This window comes from Kitasatospora mediocidica KCTC 9733 (assembly GCF_000744225.1).
Taxonomy (GTDB): domain Bacteria; phylum Actinomycetota; class Actinomycetes; order Streptomycetales; family Streptomycetaceae; genus Kitasatospora; species Kitasatospora mediocidica.
The window spans coordinates 1326437-1340868 of the sequence record NZ_JQLN01000007.1; the positions used below are offsets into that span (position 1 = coordinate 1326437).

A 14432-nucleotide genomic window follows, 5' to 3' on the forward strand; every position below is an offset into this window, starting at 1 on the left:
ACCGCGCATCCGTGCGACGCCCAGTGCCGCGTCAGGCGACCTCAGAGGCTGAGGTAGACCGCGCTGCCGATACCGGCGACCATGCAGTAGATCGCGAACGGCGTCATGCTCTTGGTCTCGAAGTACTTGGTGAGGAACTTCACCGACACGTACCCGGCGACGAAGGCCGCCACGCAGCCGGCGGCCAGCGGGCCGCGGATGCCGGCGTTCTCGGGTGCGAACAGCTCCGGCGCCTTGAGCAGCGAGGCGGCCAGGATGACGGGCGTGGCCAGCAGGAACGAGAAGCGCGCGGCGTCCTCGTGGTTGACCCCGCGCAGGATGCCGGTGCTCATGGTGACGCCGGAGCGGGAGATGCCGGGCAGCAGGGCCAGGATCTGCGCGGAGCCGATCCACATGCCCTGGCGCAGGCTCAGCTGCGCGAGCCGGCGGTCGGACTCGATGGCCGGGTCCACACCCGGGGTGTGCGCGACCTGCTGGCCGGCCCGTCGGCGTCCGCCGCCGCCGCGCCGCAGGCGCTCGGCGCCCAGCAGGACGAAGCCGTTGAGGGCCAGGAAGATGGCGGCGGGGACGGGCTTGCCGAGCGCGGCCTGCAATGCCTTCTCGGCGACCAGGCCGGCGATGCCGACCGGGATGGTGCCGACGATCAGCAGCCAGGCGAGCCGCTGCTCGACCGTCTCGATCCGCCGCTCGCGTATGGAGCTGAAGAGCCCGCTGATCACCCGGACCCAGTCCTTGCGGAAGAACACCACCAGCGCGAGCGCGGTCGCCAGGTGCAGGCCCACCAGCACCGCGAGGTAGGGCGACTTGGGGACCGTCATGTCCAGGTCGTGGTGCACCCCGCCGCCGATCAGGGCGGGTATCAGGATGCTGTGTCCCAGGCTGGAGACCGGGAAGAGCTCGGTGACGCCTTGCAGCAGTCCCACGCCGATGGATTCCGGGTAGGTCAGGGACATCGCACACCTTCAGCTCTGCGGTACGGGTGTCTACGGGAAGGGGACAGCGTACCGAGGTGTGTCTAACCCACGCTTAGGCCCCTGCCAGCGAGAACGTACTACAGATCTGTAGACGCCCGACGGTCAGGGGCCGGAATTCATCCAGCGGTCATCCCAAGGTCATTCGGGCTCCGAGGCCATCGTCGCGGCGGCCGCCGCGGCCGCCTCCTTGACCACCCGCTGGCGCTTGGAGACCACCGAGACCGCGCCCGCCGCACTGGCTGCGAAGGCGGCCACTCCGATCCACGGCTGGTCCAGCCGGCGCCCGGTCGCCGCGTCCAGGGAGTAGCAGCCGGCACCGGCGATCCCCAGGGCCAGGCCGCAGGCGCCGAGCAGCGCCGGGTACTCGTAGCCGCCCTTGGTGACGAAGAATCCGTGCGGGAAGTGCACCGCGATCGCCCCCGCCATCGTCCCCGCCACGATCGCCCCGGCGGCCGGGGTCGCCAGGCCGGCGATCAGCATCGCGCCGCCGCCCGCCTCGCCGAGCCCGGCCGCGAGCGCGCTCTGACCCCCCGGCTTGAACCCCATCTTCTCCATGCCCTGGGCGGTGCCCTCCAGGCCGCCGCCGCCGAACCAGCCGAAGAGCTTCTGCGTGCCGTGCGCGAAGAGCACCCCGCCGACGGCGGCGCGCAGGGCGAGCAGCCCCAGGTCCTTGCGATTGACGCAGCCCATGATGTCCTCTTCTCTGCGAACCCCCGTGCGCCTTCCATCCCAGCCGACCGCCCACCGGTCCTCGACCGGAGCAGGCCATCCGAGGGACCCCGGCGCCGGACCGCCGGACCAGCGGGCGGGCTCCCGGTGCGGCTGCGGCCCGCGACGGGTGCCCGCGGCCATGCTGGGGGGATGTCCGTCTTCAACCTGAGCAGCGCGTTCGTCACCTTCTTCGCCGTGGTCGGTCCGCCCAAGGTGCTGCTGGCGTACGCCCAGCTCAGCCGGGAGCGCACCGTCGCGCGGATGCACCGGCTGACCCTGGTCAGTTCGGCGCTGGCGGCGCTGGTCGGCACGGTGATGGCCTTCAGCGCCGACGCGGTGACCTCGTTCTTCCACGTCAGCGACGAGTCGCTGCAGCTGGCCGGCGGCGTGATCTTCTTCATCTACGCCATCGCCCTGGTGCTGGGCCTGCACCTGGGCTCGACCGGCGACGACGACAGCGACCGGCTGTCCAACCCGCTGGCCGAGGGCGTGCGCGAGCTGCTGCTGCCGTACGTGGCCAGCCCGCTGGCGATGACGGCCGTACTGGTCGAGTCGCTCACCAAGGACACCTGGGCCTGGCGCACCACGATCGCGTCCGCCTACCTCGCGGTGGTGGCGATCAACGCGGTCTGCGTCCTGGTCCTCGCCCCGCTGCTGCGGCGCACCCACCAGACCTCGCTGGAGGTGCTCTCCCGGCTGCTCGGCCTGCTGCTGGCGGCGGTCGGCGTGGAGCTCTTCCTGAACGGTCTGGCCGGGCTCGGCGTGCCGCTGCCGGGCAGCTCGCACTGACCTGTCCTCCTGCCCTCAGTGGTCGGGGGGTGTCACCGGGCGCCAGGGGACGGGACTGGAGAGGATCATCGAGCTGGCCGGCTGCCCGTAGGCGGCCAGGCGGTCGATCAACGCCTCGAAGTCGGCCATCGTCGGCACCGCGACCAGCAGCGCGCAGCAGGCGCCGCCGGTGACCCGGTGCAGCTGGAGTACCTCGGGCCACTGCGCCACCGCCGGGTCGCGCAGCACGCAGCGCGGTCCGTAGCACTGGATCTGCACCAGGGCGGTGACCGGCAGGCCGGCCCGGGTCAGGTCGACGTGCGCGTGGTAGCCGCTGATCACGCCGTCCGCCTCCAGCCAGCGGACCCGCTCGGCGACGGCGGGCGGGGAGAGGCTGACCCGCCGGGACAGCTCGTTGTAGGAGAGCCGGGCGTCCTGCTGGAGTTCGGCCAGCAGGCGGCGGTCGACGGCGTCCATGGCTGCTCCGGTGGATCGGGTGGCGCGGGCGGTGCGGGCGGTGCGGTGGTTCGCGGGGTTCGCGGGGTTCGCGGGGTTCGCGGGGTTGCCTTCACGCATGGCAGGCCGGATCCGGGAAAGACCTTTTGAATGGAAGGCGGGGCCCCGGATCAGGTAGGCGTCGCCCCTTCAGGAGGAAGGACGACCCGCCGCACAATAGTCCGCATCGGCCACCAGGAGGAACAGGCAATGGCTCAGCACACCGTCAGCACGCCCAAGCTGGCGTTCGCCCCGGAGGGCCTCGGCCCCGGCGGCGAGGACAGCGGGGCCACGCCGTACGAGCGGTACGCCCGCCTGGACGTCCTGCACACCCTCCAGCAGCCGCGCAGCAAGATCGACGCCGAGCTGTCGTTCATCATCACCACGCAGGTGATGGAGCTGCTCTTCGACCTGCTGCGGCACGAGTGGACCCGCGCCCAGCACGCGCTGCGTGAGGACGACCTGACCGGGACGGTGGCCGCACTGCGCCGCGGAACGCACGTCCAGGACGTGCTGAACAGCTCCTGGGACCTCCTCGCCACCCTCACCCCGGTGGAGTTCACCGCCTTCCGGCCGGTGCTCGGCGAGGCGTCCGGCTTCCAGTCCTCGGCCTTCCTGCACCTGGAGTTCCTGATCGGCAACAAGGCCGAGAAGCTGCTGGAGATGTACCAGGGAAGCACCGCCACCCACCAGGAACTGGCCGGCGCGCTGCGCGGCCCGAGCCTGTACGACGACGTGCTGGCGCTGCTCGGCCGCCGCGGCCTGGCGGTGGACGGCACGCCGGGCACCGGGCGCTACCAGGCTGACGCCGCGGTCGAGGAGGCCTGGCGGACGGTCTACACCGACCCGGCGCTGGCCGACCTGGCGGCCCTGGCCGAGGCCCTGCTCGACACCGCCGAGCGGGTCACCCGCTGGCGCCAGCGGCACTACGCCTCGGTGAAGCGCTCGATGGGCGCCAAGCCGGGGACCGGCGGCTCCAGCGGCCTGAACTGGCTGAAGGCCGCCGCCGACCAGGACGTCTTCCCCGAACTGTGGACCGTGCGAGGAGCACTGTGAACTTCCCCGTCAGCCCTGTGCCGGTCAGTCGAGAGGAGTGCGCGGCGTTGGACGCCGCCGATCCGCTGGCCGCCTTCCGCAAGGAGTTCACCCTCCCCGAGGGCGAGATCTACCTGAACGGCAACTCGCTGGGCGCACTGCCCGTGCGCACCCCCGAGGTGGTGCGCCGGACCGTCGAGGACGAGTGGGGCCAGGGCCTGATCCGCAGTTGGAACGCCGCAGGCTGGACCGACCTGCCGTACACCCTGGGGGACCGGATCGCGCCGCTGGTCGGCGCCGGGCCCGGCGAGGTGGTGGTCTGCGACACCACCTCGGTGAACCTCTTCAAGGTGCTCACCGCCGCCCTGCGGCTGCGCCCGGGACGACGGACGGTGCTCGGCGAGGAGACCTCGTTCCCCACCGACCTCTACATCGCCGAGGGCGTCACCGGCCTCTTCGAGGGCGGCCGCAGCGTGCTGCTGCCGTCCCTGGACGACCTGGACGCGCACCTGGACGACAGCGTGGCGGCAGTGGTCCTCTCGCACGTCGACTACCGCACCGGCGTGCTGCTCGACATGGCGGAGATCACCGAGCGGGTGCACCGGGCCGGCGCCCTGATGATCTGGGACGTCTGCCACTCGGTGGGCGCACTGCCGATCGAACTCGCCGCCTGTGACGTGGACTTCGCGGTCGGCTGCACCTACAAGTACCTGAACGCCGGACCGTGCGCACCGGCCTTCCTCTACGCGGCGCCGCGCCACCACGCCGTCGCCGACCAGCCGTTGACCGGCTGGTTCGGGCACGCCGCGCCGTTCGCCTTCCAGCCCGGCTACCAACCGGCCGAGGGCATCGGGCGGTTCCTCACCAGCTTCCCCTCGCTGCTCGCGCTGGCCGGGCTGCGCGCCACGCTGGAGATCTGGGACCAGGTCGACCTGAGCGCGGTGCGGGCCAAGAGCCTGCTGATGTCCGAGATCTTCCTCCAACAGGCCGACGGCCTGGAGGTTGTGACGCCTCGTCAGGCAGAGCTCCGGGGCAGCCAGGTGTCGATCCGGCATGCCGACGGGTTCCCGGTCGTGCAGGCGATGATCGAGCGCGGGGTGATCGGCGACTTCCGCGCACCGGACCTGATGCGCTTCGGGTTCACCCCGCTCTACCTCTCGTACACGGACGTCTGGGACGCCGCGCAGGCGCTGCGCGAGGTGCTGGCGAGCGGCGAGTGGCGGGACGAACGGTTCGACCGGCGCGGCATGGTGACCTGAGCCGAACGCGGGTGGAGCCTGCGGCCGACTGGCCGCAGGCTCCACGGGTGCTGCTCACGCGTCAGTCGTGCCGTCCACGGCGTCGGCTGACGATCACGGCTGCCGTGCCGCCCAGCAGGAGAACGGCGGCCGCACCCGCCGCGTAGCCGGGCGCGATCGGCAGGCCGGTGTCCGGCAGCGGCGGGCGGCTCGGGGTGGGCCAGGCGGTGGTGGGACGCGGCGGGCGGGTCGGGGTGGGCGTGGGCTTCGGGGTGGGCGTGGGGGTAGGTGTCGGCGTGGGCGTGGGCGTAGGTGTGGGGGTGGGCGTGGGAGTGGGCGTAGGTGTGGGGGTAGGTGTCGGCGTGGGGGTGGGCGTGGGAGTGGGCGTAGGTGTGGGGGTAGGTGTCGGCGTGGGGGTGGGTGTGGGCGTCGGGGTCGGCGTCCCGCAGTCGGGCAGGTCGCCGGTGAAGTCGTACGCGTGGAACTCGTACCCGCCGTTCCCCTCCTGGATCAGGTCGCCGGCCAGGTAGACCCGGCCGTTGTCGCCCGCCGTCGAGATCGTCGTGGTGCCGACCGGGTTGCCGCCCATGATCGAGCCCTGGAACTGCGAACCCCCGGTGATCTTCGCCGTGGTGGAGGTCGGGAAGTTCCACATCAGCTTGGGCCGCAGGATCGTGGTCGGGTCGTCGGGGGCGCCGGTGCCGGTGTAGGTGTTGATCAGCGCGTTGTCCGGCAGCATGTTGACCAGCACGGTCGCGCCGGCCGGGATGTTCTTGAAGACCAACCCGATCTGGCCTCCGGTCGAACTCGCCAGGTTCTGGTTGACGTTGAAGACCTGGCGGGAGCTGGTTCCGTCGCCGGTGAAGGTCGCCTCGCTGTTGGTCACCACGACCGCGCCGGTGGCCGTCGCCTTGGCGTAACAGGCGGACAGTGTCTCGATGGTGGTCCGCACGTCGGTGAACTTCGAGCCCACGGTGGGGTCGTGGATCTGCCGGCCGGTCGGCTCCAGCTCGACGGTTCCGGTGGTGGTCGCGCCGTAGCGCACATTGCCCCAGGCGACGCCGACGGGCTGCGGGGCGCGGGAGTCGTGGCCGCCGACGATCAGGTGGTTGGTGGGCTTGACCAGCAGGTTGCCGCCGACCGAGACGTAGTCCGTTCCGGAGGGCGGCGGGACGCGCGAACCGACGCCGACCACGCCCACGTTGAACGCGCCGCCGTCGTCCTTGTCGATGGTCAGGTTGCCGAGCGTGACGATCTTGCCCTCGGCCTCGGCGGCCCGGCCCTTCACGGTGTAGTCGCCGCCCGTGAAGATGTTGATGGTCGCGTCGCGGCCCGCGAAGTCGTTGTTGTTCGGCGGCGTCGGGAACGGCGAAGGGCAGTCCGGCCCGCTGCAGGCGCCGAGCGGCGGCGGCAACGGCGCAGCCACGGCGGCCGGACGGGGAAGCAGCAGCGTGCCCACCGCCAGCGCGGACGTCAGCGCGATCGCGGCCGGCAGCGCGACCCTGCTGCGCAGCGTGCTCCCTGACTGGGCAGCAGGTGGCGCGCTCGGCGACCCGCTCGGCGTCCTGCTGGCTGGGCTCATGGAGGGTCCCCTTCGGCTCTGCAGGTTCAGCGCTCCGGCTCTCGACGGCCTGGACGCGCGCATCCGGGCCATCGAAGGCCGGGGGCGGTGCGGCGGAGCAGAGGCCGCACCGGTTCCGGGCTGAAAATCAGCCGAACGGTCCAGCTGCGGGCCAGTTGGAGCGGCCGAACGGGTGGGTGTTAGCGTGCCGGACGGGTCGATTTCCGGCCTGTCGATCTACCGCTAAGGCTGTCGCCCCCATGGCCAAGTTCCTGCTGAGCCTGCACGTCCTCGTCGCCATCCTGGCGATCGGCCCGGTCACCGTGGCCGCGAGCATGTTCCCGCGCAAGGCGCAGGCCGCGCTGGCGGGCGGCGAGGGGCAGCAGCCGGGCGCGGCCGAGGCCGTCGCCTCGGTCGGGCTGCTGCACCGGATCACCAAGGTGTACGCGCTGCTCGGCATCGCCGTCCCCGTCCTCGGCTTCGGGCTCGCCCAGGTGATGGGCGTGATGGGCCAGATCTGGCTGATCGTCTCGCTCGCGCTCACCGCGGTGGCGGCCCTGGTGCTGATGGTGCTGGTGCTGCCCCGGCAGGAGGCCGTGGTGGCCGCGCTGGCGGGCGAGGAGGACTCCGACAGTGCGTCGGCGCTCGCCGGGCTGAAGCTGCTCGCCATGAGCACCGGGATCTTCTCGCTGCTCTGGGCCGCGGTCACGGTGATCATGGTGATCCGGCCGGGCTCGACCACGCACGTCTGACGCCGTCCAATCCCTGGGCGAAACGATCAGTGAGGCGTTGCGGCGGATATGGCGAAGGTTTACTGAATGTGGCGTACCCCAGTTATCGGATGATCGAGCCCGTTCCACCGTAGTGGCGAGAAGTGATCGCCGCCATTCACTGAATGTGTACAAACCTCTCGCGAGATCGCCACGGTACCGGTGATTTTCCCGCAGGATCGCGGGGAAAAGACGGCTGCCATCACGGCGTGAGTGCGGCGATCCCCCTTTCTGGACGAACGTTTGCCCGGAGGATCGCCCCTCACGCGGGCATAGGGTCGTCTCGCCCCCAGCGGGGGTGGGTTCCAAGCGAAGGGCACCAGCGTGACATTGAACGTCAGCTACGGAGAGCGCTACGGCTGGACGGTTGTCCAGGTCACGGGAGAGGTGGACCTCGACGGAGTGGCGGCCCTGCGCGAACGGCTGCAACAACTGATCATCGAGGGCTGCCAGCAGATGGTCGTGGATATCAGCGGGCTCGGATTCTGCGATTCCATGGGGTTCGCGGTACTCGTGGCCACCCGCCGTCTGATCTCCGCTCGCGGCGGCCGACTGCGTCTGGTGCTGCCCAGTCCGGAAGCACATATTCGCCAGGTGCTCTCGCTCTTCGGCGTCGAGAAAATCTTCGAGGTGCACGGCTCGACCGAGGAGGCACTCGCCGACCAGCGCGAGATCCCGGGCGGATCCGGGGCCGGATCCGGGGCCGCGCTGCCGCAGCAGCGGGATGTCACCTCGGCGACGGCGGACTGACGTCGCCCCACCCCACCCCCTGCCCGCGACATGCTGCCCGGCCGTCAGGTCCCGTTCGGCGTTGGGCACTTGACCGCTCTCGCGCACGCCGGGCCGTACCATGCTCCCAAGGGTGGGGGGTGCGTCGCCCGTTCCCCCCACCTCCTGCGGCCCCGGCCCCCGGGAGGTTTCGGCGAGTGGATTCCTCGGACCACGTCGACAACAACGTGAGCGGTGGGACCTTCTACGGGCCGGTCGTCCAGGCCCGTGTCGTCCATCTCCACGGTGCGGGGCAGCCCGCCGGGCCGGGGCAGGTGGGACTGCCACTGCACGACCTCGCCGACCCGCTGGCTCTCAACGTGCACCGGAGCATCGATCCGGACCCTTCGGGCGGAGCCGGCTTGCCCGCCTACGTCGAGCGCCCGCACGACGCGACGCTGCGCGAAGCCGTCCGGCGGGCCGTCGACGGCACGAGCACCGTGGCGGCCCTGGTCGGCGGCTCGTCGACGGGCAAGACCCGGAGCTGCTGGGAGGCGCTGCGCGAACTGCCCTCGCACTGGCGCATCTGGCACCCGCTGACCCTCGCACGGCTGTGCGCGGCACTGCGCACGCCCGGATCGATCGCCCCCCACACGCTGCTCTGGCTCGACGAGACGCAGTCCTATCTCCTCCAGCCGTCCTCGCCGGACGCGGAGGAGGCGGCGGTCGGCCTGCGCGCGCTGTTGAGCGACCCCGGCCGTGGACCCGTCCTCGTCCTGGGCACCCTGTGGCCCGAGTACTGGGCTCTCCTCGACGAGGAGCAGCACCGGCACGCCAGAGCGCTTCTCACCGGGCGCGGCATCACCGTGCCGCACGCGTTCACCGAACGGGAACTGGCGCGGCTGGCCGACCTCGCATCGCACGACGGACGGCTGCGCGAGGCGGCCGAGCGGGCCCAGGACGGCGAGATCGCCCAGTACCTCGCGGGCGCGCCGATGCTGCTCGAACGCTACGACACCGCCCCGCCGACCACCCGGGCGGTGATCGAGGCCGCCATGGACCTCCGGCGCCTCGGCCATGGCCTGGACCTGCCGCTCGCCCTGCTGGCCGCCGCGGCGCCCGCCTACCTCACCCGCAGTCAGCGCGGCGCCCTGGCACCGGACTGGTGGGACCAGGCGGTCGGCCGCGCCACCGCGCCGTGCAACGGCGCCCCGGGACCGCTCGACCCCGTCACGCGCACGCCGGGGAACCCTTCAGCGGCCGGTCCGGACCTGCCGCGGTTCCGGCTGGCCGACTACCTCGAACAGTACGGCCACCGGACCCGGGAGCACCACGTTCCCGGCCCCGCGTTCTGGGAAGCCGCCGTCAGCCACGCCGCCGCCACCGATGCCGCCGAGCTGGGCCGCGCCGCCGAGCTCCGGCTGCGGCTGCGGCACGCCGCGCTGCTGTACCAGTCGGCGTACGAGGCGGGCAGCACGGACACGCTGTACGGCCTCGCCAGGCTGCGGGAGCGGGTCGGCAGCCGCGCGGAGGCCGAGCGCCTCGCCCAGCAGGCCGCGAGCGACCACGACATGAGCGTCTACCAACTCCTCGCCCGGATGCGGGAAGAGGCCGGAGAGCCGGACGAGGCGGCGCGCCTCTACCGGGCGAACATCGAGGCCGGCAGCAGCTTCGCACCGTGGGACCTGGCCTGGCTGCTCGAACGCCACGGAGACCCGGCCCCGATGAGGCGCCTCCTGGCCCAGGCCCTCCGATCAGGGGACTACGATGCGCAACTCGCGATTCCCTGGCTGCGGATGGGTGCCACCAAACACCCCACGCTGGACGAACTGGTCCACGACGCCGCGGCACGCAGCAGCGTCGTCGCCCTCTGGGCGATCACCCTCGCGTCCCAGCCGCAGGAGGCGGAACAGGCACCCGAGCCGGAACCGTCGGCCCGGCGCTCGGCCGATGCCGGACACAGCGCGCCCCTGGAGGCGCTGGCGAGGCGCCACGCCGCCGACCCGTCCTGGCGCCGCCTGCTCCGCTACGGCCTGGAGCCGGGCGGCGAGACCTCGCACCCCTGGGAGTAGCACACCGCGCCGCCGCCGTGTGCCGTCAATCCAGGTTGCTGGCCGGGTGGTTGGGGTCGTCGGTCTGGATCAGGACGTCGGCGGACTCGGCCGGGGCGGACTCGGCGGCGTAGCGGGTGAAGGCGGGGAGGGTCCACTGGTCGGCGGGTGGGGTGCGGCGGCGCAGGGCGGCGGGGGACATCCGCAGGTGAACGGTGAGGTCGAACGGGAACCAGCGGCCCTGGAGGAGCGGGCCGTCCAGCAACAGGACTGTCCCCGGGGCGAGTTCGACGTACGGACTGCGGGTGGCGCGGTCGGTGGCGGGGTCGCGGAGGTCGGGCAGGATGCGGCCGGTCCCGCCGGGGTCGAGGGGGGTGAAGACCTCGCGGAGGAGGGCGTCGCCGTCGAGCCAGAGGTCGTGGTAGGCGTCGGCGTCCTGATGGCCGTACTCCAGCCGCAGCGAGGCCGGGCGCAGGAACCCGGTGGCGCTCACCCGCTGGACGGATCGGCCGCGCAGCCGCAGGGCCTCGGCCAAGTCGGCCGCCAGACGCTCGGGTTGGGTGGCCGGCGCACCGTCCAGGGCGATCCGCGGCCAGGCCCCTCCGTCGGACGGCTCCAGGCGCTCGACGCGGTCGGCGAGCCGGTCCGTCAGTCGGGGCCAGCTGATCGGGTGGAGTCGCATGGTCTCATCCTGCCTTCGGCGTGCGCGGGTTCAGCGGCCTGTCCGGCGGGCTGCTGTGACGTGATCACCCTCGCATTTCCATCGGACTCGAAGCCAAGGGAGGCGGCGGGAGCGCGGCCAGGGCGGCGGCCGTCGCCCTGCGGGACTCCTCGTCCAACAGGGCGGACGTGCCGCGCAGGCGGTGGGCGGTGTCGGCGGCGGCCAGCGCCAGCAGGCCCGGGAGCAGGTCGACGCTGCGCCGGGCCAGCCAGGCGGTGCCGCGGGTGGCCAGCCACCAGAGGTCGGCGGCGCGGCCGGGGGGCGCGGGGGTGCGGACGGCGGCGGGTGTGGGGCCGAGGCGGTGGCCGGACTCGGCGAGCAGCTCGTGGTAGCGGCGGGCGATCAGCAGGTGGCCGGACGGGCTCGGGTGCAGCCGGTCGGCGCTGAGCAGGGTGCGGTCGGCCGTCCAGGGCAGCCGGGCGAGGTGCAGGTGCAGGGCGTGGTGGCGGTCCGACAGCTCGTGGACCACCGTGTTGACGGCGGCCATCCGGCGGGCCAGCGGGCGGGCGAACGAGGGCGGCAGGCCGAGCAACAGGCCGGGATCGGGCAGGCAGGCCGTCAGCAGGACGGCTCCGGCGCCGCCCAACTCGCCCAGCGCCAGGTCCAGCGCGGCCGCGGTGGCCCGCAGGTCGAAGTCGGCCCGCAGGGTGTCGTTCCCGCCGACGAGCACGGCGGCCAGCTGCGGGTGGAAGTCCAGCGCCGCGGGCAGTTGCAGCTCCGCGAGGTCGGCGGCACGGGCGCCGCTGACGGCCAGGTTGCAGAACGCCGCCCGGGCCGGATCGGCGGCCAGCGCGGGCGCGAGCAGTGCCGCCCAGCCCTGCCAGCCGTCCGGGCCCGGGGCGCCGACGCCCTCGGTGAGCGAGTCGCCGAGCGCGACGAAGCGCAGCGTCCCGGCGCTCATCGCCGCCGCCCCGCCAGCTCGGCCGGGTCGGCCTCGTGCACCGCCAGGAACGCCGCGACGGCCGGCGGCCAGCCGTACGCCTCCGCCCGGGCGCGGGCCCCGGCGCGGCGGACCGGCTCCGGACGGGCGAGCAGGGCGGCGACGGCGTCCGCGAAGCCCGTACCGGTGTCCTCGGCCACCGCGCCGGCCGGCCCGACGACGACCGGCAGGGCGGAGGACCGGTTGACCGCGACGGGTGTCCCGCAGGCCAGCGCCTCCAGCGCGGCCAGCCCGAAGGTCTCCACCGGGCCGGGCGCGAGGACCACGTCGGCCGACGCCAGCAGGGCCGCCAGGGCGTCCCGTCCGGCGACGTGGCCGAGGAAGTGCACGGGCAGTCCGGTGCGACGGGCACGGCCCTCCAGCCGCTCGCGCAGCGGACCCGCGCCCGCCACCACCAGGACGGCGTCCCGCCCCCGGCGACGCAGCTCGACGAGGGCGTCGAGGGCGCGTTCGGGTCGCTTCTCCGAGGAGAGCCGCGAGCAGAGCACCAGCAACGGCTGCCCGGGCGCGGCGTACCGGGCCCGGACGGCCGGATCGCGGCGCGCCGGGTGCAGCAGGTCGAGGTCCACGCCGAGCGGCGCCTCCAGCAGGTGGCGCACCCCGATCCGGCGGAACTCCGCGGCGGCCCACGCCGTGGTGCAGATCACCGCGTCGTAGGCCCGGGCGGTCCGGGAGTTGAGCCGGTCGGCGACCAACTCCGCCGCCCCCTGCGGCAGTCCGTGGGCGCGGAGCAGGCCGGTGGCGTTCTCGTGCGAGACCATCGCGGCCCGCACGCCGCGTCGGCGGGCCCAATCCCCGGTCCAGCGCAGGGTGGTGCGGTCGGATACCTCCAGCCGGTCAGGGGCGAGGGCGGTCAGCGTGCGGGCGACCGCACGGCGGTCGGTCAGCACGCGGTAGCCACCGGAGCCGGGCAGCACCCGGCCGGGCAGGGTGATCACCCTGCCCTGGTCGGTTCTCTCGTCGCGGTGGGCGGGGCCGGGCACGATCAGGACGGGGTCGTGCCCGGCGGCGAGATAGCCCGCGCCGAGGTGGCGCAGGGCGGTGCGCAGGCCGCCGGAGACCGGGGTGACGAAGTTGGCGAGCCGGACGATGCGCAGCGCGGTGCTCATGCGGGCTGCTCCTCGGCGGGGACGGGCAGCAGCGGTGCCACCGGTGTCATCGGTGTCATCGGTGTCATCGGCAGGACCGGCGCAACGGGCACCGGCGGTGTCTCGCCGCGGTGCTCGGCGAGGACCTCCGCGTAGTGCCGCAGCAGCAGATCGCCCACCGCCTCCCAGGTGCGCGCGGTGACGTCGGCCCGCCCGGCGCGGCCGTAGGCCACCCGTCGGGGCCGGTCGGCGGCCAGCTCGGCCACCGCCTGGGTGACGGCCCGGGCGTCGCGCGGGGCGACCAGCAGGCCGGTGCGCCGGTGCCCGACCAGGTCGAGCGGTCCGCCGGCCGCCGGCGCCACCACCGGGACCCCGCTGGCCATCGCCTCCTGGATGGTCTGGCAGAACGTCTCCAGCGGGCCGGTGTGCACGAAGAGGTCCAGCGTGGCGTAGCAGCGGGCCAGTTCCTCGCCCGTGCGGCGGCCCAGGAAGACCGCGCCGGGCAGTGCGGCGCGCAGCGCAGGGGCGCTCGGCCCGTCCCCGACCACCACCAGCCGCACGCCCGGCAGCGCGCCGACCCCGGCGAGCAGGTCGACCCGCTTCTCGGGCGCCAGCCGTCCGACGTAGCCGACCAGCACCTCGCCGCCGGGGGCGAGTGCGCGGTGCAGCGCCTCGTCGCGGTGCCGGGGGTGGAAGCGCAGCGAGTCGACGCCGCGCGGCCACAGATGCACCCGCGGCACGCCGTGGGCGGTGAGGTCCTGGGCGGCGGGGGTGGAGGGGGCCAGGGTGCGGGCGGCCGCGCGGTGCACCGTGCGGATCCGGTGCCAGGCGGCGCCGGCGCCGAGCGCGCCACCGACCCGGTAGGCCTGGGCGTAGCCGGCCAGGTCGGTCTGGTAGACGGCGAGGGAGGGCACGCCGAGCCGGGTCGCCTCGACCGCCGCGCGGGCGCCGAGGACGAACGGGCTGGCCAGGTGGACGAGGTCGGGCCGGTGTCCGGCGATCGCCGCGCCCAGCCGGGAGCTGGGCAGCGCGAGCCGGACCTGGGGGTAGCCGGGGAGCGGGACGGAGGGGATCCGGACCACAGGCAGCACGGTGGCGTCCGGGCCGAAGGTGTGCGCCGGGGAGCTCGCGCCGCGGGCGGGCGCGGGGGTGACGATCAGGGGTTGGTGGCCGCGACGGACCAGGTGCTCGGCGGTGCGGAGCACGCTGTGGGCGACGCCGTTGACTTCGGGCGGGAAGGACTCGGTGGCGATGACGACACGCATGTCCTGGTTGTTGCCTGGCCGGACGTGCTTCCGGCCAAAGGGATCTGTCGAACAGGCGAACGGTGGCCAGCACTTTCCCGCAGGTGGGGCGCGACCTCCCCCACGTT

Annotated in this window: 14 protein-coding genes; 6 read left to right on the top strand and 8 right to left on the bottom strand. The window is 73.5% G+C overall.

Features of this window, described 5'->3' with window-relative positions:
* Window positions 1-41: 41 nt before the first annotated feature.
* Both BS80_RS36110 and BS80_RS36115 read right to left on the bottom strand, forming a co-directional pair.
* On the bottom strand, window positions 42-953 hold the full coding sequence (locus BS80_RS36110; protein ID WP_035805913.1) for an undecaprenyl-diphosphate phosphatase: 912 nt from the start codon (window positions 951-953) through the stop codon (window positions 42-44).
* 159 nt (window positions 954-1112) lie between these two features.
* Complete coding sequence (locus BS80_RS36115) at window positions 1113-1664, bottom strand: DoxX family protein (protein WP_035805916.1); 552 nt, start codon at window positions 1662-1664, stop codon at window positions 1113-1115.
* A 171-nt stretch (window positions 1665-1835) separates the two neighbouring features.
* Here BS80_RS36115 and BS80_RS36120 point away from each other — a divergent pair, with 171 nt between their 5' ends.
* Window positions 1836-2474: a MarC family protein gene (locus BS80_RS36120; protein WP_035805919.1), complete on the top strand. Its 639-nt coding sequence runs from the start codon at window positions 1836-1838 to the stop codon at window positions 2472-2474.
* Between the two features lie 15 nt (window positions 2475-2489).
* Here BS80_RS36120 and BS80_RS36125 read toward each other — a convergent pair whose 3' ends face one another.
* Window positions 2490-3029 (bottom strand): Lrp/AsnC family transcriptional regulator, encoded by a 540-nt coding sequence (locus BS80_RS36125; RefSeq protein ID WP_232246773.1) that lies wholly within the window; start codon window positions 3027-3029, stop codon window positions 2490-2492.
* 129 nt (window positions 3030-3158) lie between these two features.
* Here BS80_RS36125 and BS80_RS36130 point away from each other — a divergent pair, with 129 nt between their 5' ends.
* Window positions 3159-4004: a tryptophan 2,3-dioxygenase gene (locus BS80_RS36130; protein WP_035805921.1), complete on the top strand. Its 846-nt coding sequence runs from the start codon at window positions 3159-3161 to the stop codon at window positions 4002-4004.
* Window positions 4001-5242 carry a kynureninase gene (gene kynU / locus BS80_RS36135; protein WP_232246774.1) on the top strand — a complete coding sequence of 414 codons (1242 nt, stop codon included), beginning with the start codon at window positions 4001-4003 and terminating at the stop codon, window positions 5240-5242. Before BS80_RS36130 ends, kynU begins: the two co-directional genes overlap by 4 nt.
* Before the next feature lie 61 nt (window positions 5243-5303).
* On the opposite strand, the gene BS80_RS36140 is transcribed toward kynU, so the two are convergent.
* Complete coding sequence (locus BS80_RS36140) at window positions 5304-6803, bottom strand: choice-of-anchor A family protein (protein WP_083975747.1); 1500 nt, start codon at window positions 6801-6803, stop codon at window positions 5304-5306.
* Between the two features lie 239 nt (window positions 6804-7042).
* Here BS80_RS36140 and BS80_RS36145 point away from each other — a divergent pair, with 239 nt between their 5' ends.
* The 3 genes from BS80_RS36145 (at window position 7043) to BS80_RS38410 (ending at window position 10332) form a co-directional block, all read left to right on the top strand.
* Window positions 7043-7534 (top strand): hypothetical protein, encoded by a 492-nt coding sequence (locus BS80_RS36145; protein WP_035805923.1) that lies wholly within the window; start codon window positions 7043-7045, stop codon window positions 7532-7534.
* A gap of 348 nt (window positions 7535-7882) precedes the next feature.
* Window positions 7883-8302 carry an STAS domain-containing protein gene (locus BS80_RS36150; RefSeq protein ID WP_198045703.1) on the top strand — a complete coding sequence of 140 codons (420 nt, stop codon included), beginning with the start codon at window positions 7883-7885 and terminating at the stop codon, window positions 8300-8302.
* A gap of 176 nt (window positions 8303-8478) precedes the next feature.
* A complete protein-coding gene (locus BS80_RS38410) occupies window positions 8479-10332 on the top strand; it encodes a tetratricopeptide repeat protein (RefSeq protein ID WP_051967651.1) in 1854 nt (617 codons plus the stop codon).
* 25 nt (window positions 10333-10357) lie between these two features.
* Here the strand turns inward: BS80_RS38410 and BS80_RS36160 are convergent, their stop codons facing one another.
* The 4 genes from BS80_RS36160 to BS80_RS36175 all read right to left on the bottom strand — a co-directional run bounded on the left by BS80_RS36160 (window position 10358) and on the right by BS80_RS36175 (window position 14325).
* The gene (locus tag BS80_RS36160) at window positions 10358-10993 is read right to left on the bottom strand and encodes a nucleoside/nucleotide kinase family protein (RefSeq protein WP_035805925.1); all 636 of its coding nucleotides are present in this window, start codon (window positions 10991-10993) and stop codon (window positions 10358-10360) included.
* A gap of 64 nt (window positions 10994-11057) precedes the next feature.
* The gene (locus tag BS80_RS36165) at window positions 11058-11933 is read right to left on the bottom strand and encodes an SGNH/GDSL hydrolase family protein (protein WP_035805928.1); all 876 of its coding nucleotides are present in this window, start codon (window positions 11931-11933) and stop codon (window positions 11058-11060) included.
* Entirely contained in the window at window positions 11930-13081 is a 1152-nt protein-coding gene (locus tag BS80_RS36170) for a glycosyltransferase (protein WP_035805931.1), read from the bottom strand. The genes BS80_RS36165 and BS80_RS36170 overlap by 4 nt, the downstream gene beginning before the upstream one ends.
* Entirely contained in the window at window positions 13078-14325 is a 1248-nt protein-coding gene (locus tag BS80_RS36175; RefSeq protein WP_083975749.1) for a glycosyltransferase family 4 protein, read from the bottom strand. The genes BS80_RS36170 and BS80_RS36175 overlap by 4 nt, the downstream gene beginning before the upstream one ends.
* Between the last annotated feature and the right edge of the window lie 107 nt (window positions 14326-14432).

Bases quoted from the DNA above. Each gene is read 5' to 3' on its own strand.
- BS80_RS36110 (WP_035805913.1), bottom strand. From the start codon at position 953: ATGTCCCTGACCTACCCGGAATCCATCGGCGTGGGACTGCTGCAAGGC.
- BS80_RS36115 (WP_035805916.1), bottom strand. From the start codon at position 1,664: ATGGGCTGCGTCAATCGCAAGGACCTGGGGCTGCTCGCCCTGCGCGCC.
- BS80_RS36120 (WP_035805919.1), top strand. From the start codon at position 1,836: ATGTCCGTCTTCAACCTGAGCAGCGCGTTCGTCACCTTCTTCGCCGTG.
- BS80_RS36125 (WP_232246773.1), bottom strand. From the start codon at position 3,029: ATGCGTGAAGGCAACCCCGCGAACCCCGCGAACCCCGCGAACCCCGCG.
- BS80_RS36130 (WP_035805921.1), top strand. From the start codon at position 3,159: ATGGCTCAGCACACCGTCAGCACGCCCAAGCTGGCGTTCGCCCCGGAG.
- BS80_RS36140 (WP_083975747.1), bottom strand. From the start codon at position 6,803: ATGAGCCCAGCCAGCAGGACGCCGAGCGGGTCGCCGAGCGCGCCACCT.
- BS80_RS36145 (WP_035805923.1), top strand. From the start codon at position 7,043: ATGGCCAAGTTCCTGCTGAGCCTGCACGTCCTCGTCGCCATCCTGGCG.
- BS80_RS36160 (WP_035805925.1), bottom strand. From the start codon at position 10,993: ATGCGACTCCACCCGATCAGCTGGCCCCGACTGACGGACCGGCTCGCC.
- BS80_RS36165 (WP_035805928.1), bottom strand. From the start codon at position 11,933: ATGAGCGCCGGGACGCTGCGCTTCGTCGCGCTCGGCGACTCGCTCACC.
- BS80_RS36170 (WP_035805931.1), bottom strand. From the start codon at position 13,081: ATGAGCACCGCGCTGCGCATCGTCCGGCTCGCCAACTTCGTCACCCCG.
- BS80_RS36175 (WP_083975749.1), bottom strand. From the start codon at position 14,325: ATGCGTGTCGTCATCGCCACCGAGTCCTTCCCGCCCGAAGTCAACGGC.